Origin of the sequence: Acetobacter orientalis, assembly GCF_000963965.1 — a bacterium.
Taxonomy (GTDB): domain Bacteria; phylum Pseudomonadota; class Alphaproteobacteria; order Acetobacterales; family Acetobacteraceae; genus Acetobacter; species Acetobacter orientalis.
Window position 1 is genome coordinate 1 of record NZ_BAMX01000064.1, and the last position, 3,067, is coordinate 3,067.

General features: G+C 49.4%; 4 protein-coding genes and 1 pseudogene. 1 reads left to right on the plus strand and 4 read right to left on the minus strand.

What is annotated here, in order from left to right; translation table 11 throughout:
• Positions 1 to 165: 165 nt before the first annotated feature.
• Positions 166 to 444 carry a hypothetical protein gene (locus tag Abor_RS12985; RefSeq protein WP_048842326.1) on the minus strand — a complete coding sequence of 93 codons (279 nt, stop codon included), beginning with the start codon at positions 442 to 444 and terminating at the stop codon, positions 166 to 168.
• A 428-nt stretch (positions 445 to 872) separates the two neighbouring features.
• Between Abor_RS12985 and Abor_RS12990 the strand changes: the two genes are divergently transcribed.
• On the plus strand, positions 873 to 1,604 hold the full coding sequence (locus tag Abor_RS12990) for a LysR substrate-binding domain-containing protein (RefSeq protein WP_219809807.1): 732 nt from the start codon (positions 873 to 875) through the stop codon (positions 1,602 to 1,604).
• Positions 1,605 to 1,852: 248 nt separating this feature from the next.
• On the opposite strand, the gene Abor_RS12995 is transcribed toward Abor_RS12990, so the two are convergent.
• The 3 genes and pseudogenes from Abor_RS12995 to Abor_RS13065 all read right to left on the minus strand — a co-directional run.
• The gene (locus Abor_RS12995; RefSeq protein WP_048842327.1) at positions 1,853 to 2,482 is read right to left on the minus strand and encodes a LysE family translocator; all 630 of its coding nucleotides are present in this window, start codon (positions 2,480 to 2,482) and stop codon (positions 1,853 to 1,855) included.
• 41 nt (positions 2,483 to 2,523) lie between these two features.
• Complete coding sequence (locus Abor_RS13000) at positions 2,524 to 2,847, minus strand: AzlD family protein (RefSeq protein WP_197719564.1); 324 nt, start codon at positions 2,845 to 2,847, stop codon at positions 2,524 to 2,526.
• Positions 2,826 to 3,067, minus strand: a pseudogene (locus Abor_RS13065) (hypothetical protein); the annotation flags it as partial. The gene Abor_RS13000 and the pseudogene Abor_RS13065, both read right to left, overlap by 22 nt.

The window sequence follows — 3,067 nt, forward strand, 5'->3', positions numbered from 1 at the left end:
GCTGCGCTCATACCTTCATGTCCGCAATCCACATCGCAGCAAGCTTCATCTTCTACCTCAAAGAATGAGTCCTGAGCCTAGCTGGTGATATACGGCTTTATTGTGCTGTCCTTGCACTATTTCATGCCCGAATGCGATTTCGCAAATTCGAGCAATTTTTTCGTTTCAAGAAAAACCATTTTTTGTGTCGAGTGCTTTACATTGTGTAGGTTGATAATGTGGAACAATGAGATGGTAATGTTTGTCTGATGCTGTTGTATCAGCGCGTTTTTTAGTGTGTTCAATAAGAGTTATGTCCTCAGGATTGAACTTATATTCCTGTGCTAATTTATTGATTGTCTCGCGCAACTGCTCATTTGTTAATTTTTCTTTTGGTGATATTTTGAAGTGATGAAAACCATATTTTAGATATTTATGTTTTGTTTGTCGCATAGCGTCTTTCATTTGGGAATTACTACCTTCCAGCACGTCTATATGTTCGTTTTTATCACCATAGAAAATATGATTTGCTGTTTTATCAGCACCAGAGGAAACCTTAATGGCTTTCGTTTGTATTATTATCTTTCTTCCTTCCTTCCTTCCTTCCTTCCTTCCTTCCTTCCTTTCTGTTCTTTGAACGGAAGGTTTTAAAAGTACCGTTTTTGACTCCTTCTTCTCCCAAAACGAAGTCTGTCAGAACGGGTTCCAGAACCCCGATACTCTGCGGCGTATCACTGGTGGCTGTGTTTCGCACACTGTTCGGCTTGGGGACTTTATATCTCTCCGCGCTTCCCTTGATGCTGATAAATCCCCACAGGCATGACTTTGTTTTGGCTGACCAAACTGCTTGTGTTCAATTTGAACGCGAGGCGTCCATATCATGATGCTTGATCTTGAACGGCTATGTCAGCGATTGCCGGCGCATTCTCTATGAAATCGGTAATGCTGAACGGAAAGCTGCCGGTGAGTATGTCTCCCCAAAAGGAGAGATTCTTATGACTACCCCTGTTGCTTTTGGGAGGCGGCACGCGCTCCCTGTCGTCACGGCGTTTCTGGCGACCTATCCTGACATTGATGTCCGCATGATGATGTCCGACAGAAATACCCACCTGCTCGATGAGCATATCGATCTGGCCGTTCGGATCGGTCGGCTCCCTGACAGCAGTCTGCGTGCGACGCAGGTCGGGACCGTCAGCCAGGTCATATGCGGCAGTGCCAGGTATTTCGCGCGGCACGGCGTGCCTCAAACGCTGCACGATCTGACAAGGTTGTCGTGCATAACGTTTGATAGTCTCAGTCCGACCAGTTCATGGCTCTTTGCGGACACTGACGGTAAGGAACAGGCCGTGACAGTTCGGTCAAGACTGGCGGTCAGCACGGCGGAGGCAGCTGTGGACGCCGCTATTAGCGGGCTGGGTGTGACAAGAGTGCTATCCTATCAGGCAATGGAGGCTGTTAAAGAGGGAAAATTGCAAGTTGTGCTTGCAGCTTTCCAGTCAAATCCCGTTCCCGTCAGCCTTCTTTATGCCTATCATGATCCGTTGCCATTGAAGATCAGAAGCTTTCTCGACTTCGCTGTCCCGCGGCTTCGCGAACACGCCGCTATGGGGGGATGGGACTTTTAGGTCTTTATGCTGTGATTGAGTTTTCGACGTCGCATGTCTGATTAATGTCGACTCTCTCATAACCTCTAAGTCCGAGATGAAGGCGAGTGCCGTTTGTCTGCAGTCTATGTAGAGTGGGCCGACGGTTTCGTCTGATCTGTTTGTTGATTTCATCGACTGCAAAAAACAGAAGTTCGTGCGAGCCGCATCTTTGATGCGGTGACATCTCGTCGACATGTGGGCACGAAATTTGGTTGCGGTTTAAAAAATCAAGCCGGCCGGGCTTTCAAAAGAAGAGCTGCAAACCCGACGAAAATTGCTCCTGTAACGCGGTTGAAGATGCGTTTGATGGAAGGCCGGACCAGATAATGGGATAACGAACGGCCTCCAGCGGCATAAATCATGTACCAAAAACACTCGACAGCTGAGAAGCTTGCGACGAGGATCGCAAATTGAGGAGCCTGTGCAACTGCAGGACTAACAAACTGAGGCAGAAAAGCTGTCGCGAACATAATAAGCTTCGGGTTACTGATGCCGATGATAAAGCCACCTCGAAACAGAGTGGCCGAGGAAAGTGACGCAGGGAGTTTGTTTTTACCGACATCGAGAGGTGCAACCTCACTACGCCACGCCTTAATGCCGAGATAAAGCAGATAGGCGACGCCGACATATCTCAGAATTTCAAATGCCCCCGGAAGCGCCATAAGCAGCGTGATTAATCCTACTGCTGACGCTGTTAAAACAGTTACGAGCGCCGTCAGGCAACCAGCCATTGCAGCAATGCTCCGCTTCATTCCGAGATCGACACTCCGCGACAGAATATGCAGCATGTTGGGGCCAGGCGTCCCTGAAAGCAGAAAAACCGCAACGACAAAAAGCCACCAAGTGTGAAGTGTCATAATACTGTTTCTCCTTATCAAGACCGCCGGCGTCATCATAGTCACAAGTGCAACACATTACGCAGCCCCCACGCACAACCCACGCCGATCAGTATGGTTGAGAGAAGGGAGCAACGACTTGCAGCAAGAGCAGTCAGCCCCAAAGCCAATAAATCACCGTGGTTGTTAGTTGCGAAATACGGCACAATCACCGCGACCAGCACGCAGCCCGGAGCAGCTTCCATGACCTGACGCATATGGTCGGACATCTGACGACCGCCCAGCAAAAGATAGCCTGTAATCCTTGTGAGATATGTCATGCTGGCCATTAATATGATGGCCATTACTGTTTCAGGATGAACCATCATGTGCGTGTCGTCCACCATGCGGCGATAATGCCTGATACAGCGCCTGCAGGCACATACCAGGCGCCCGGGAGTGCTAGATAAACCATCGCTCCCACCACGCCGCTGACAACCCATGGCGCTGCTTTTCGTGGTCCCGACCACATGCCGCGTAGCAAAACGAGAAAGACGGCAGGAAAAGCCATGTCGAAGCCATACTGAACTGCCCCGGGTTTACCGGAGAGAGATTTGTTCAGTAATC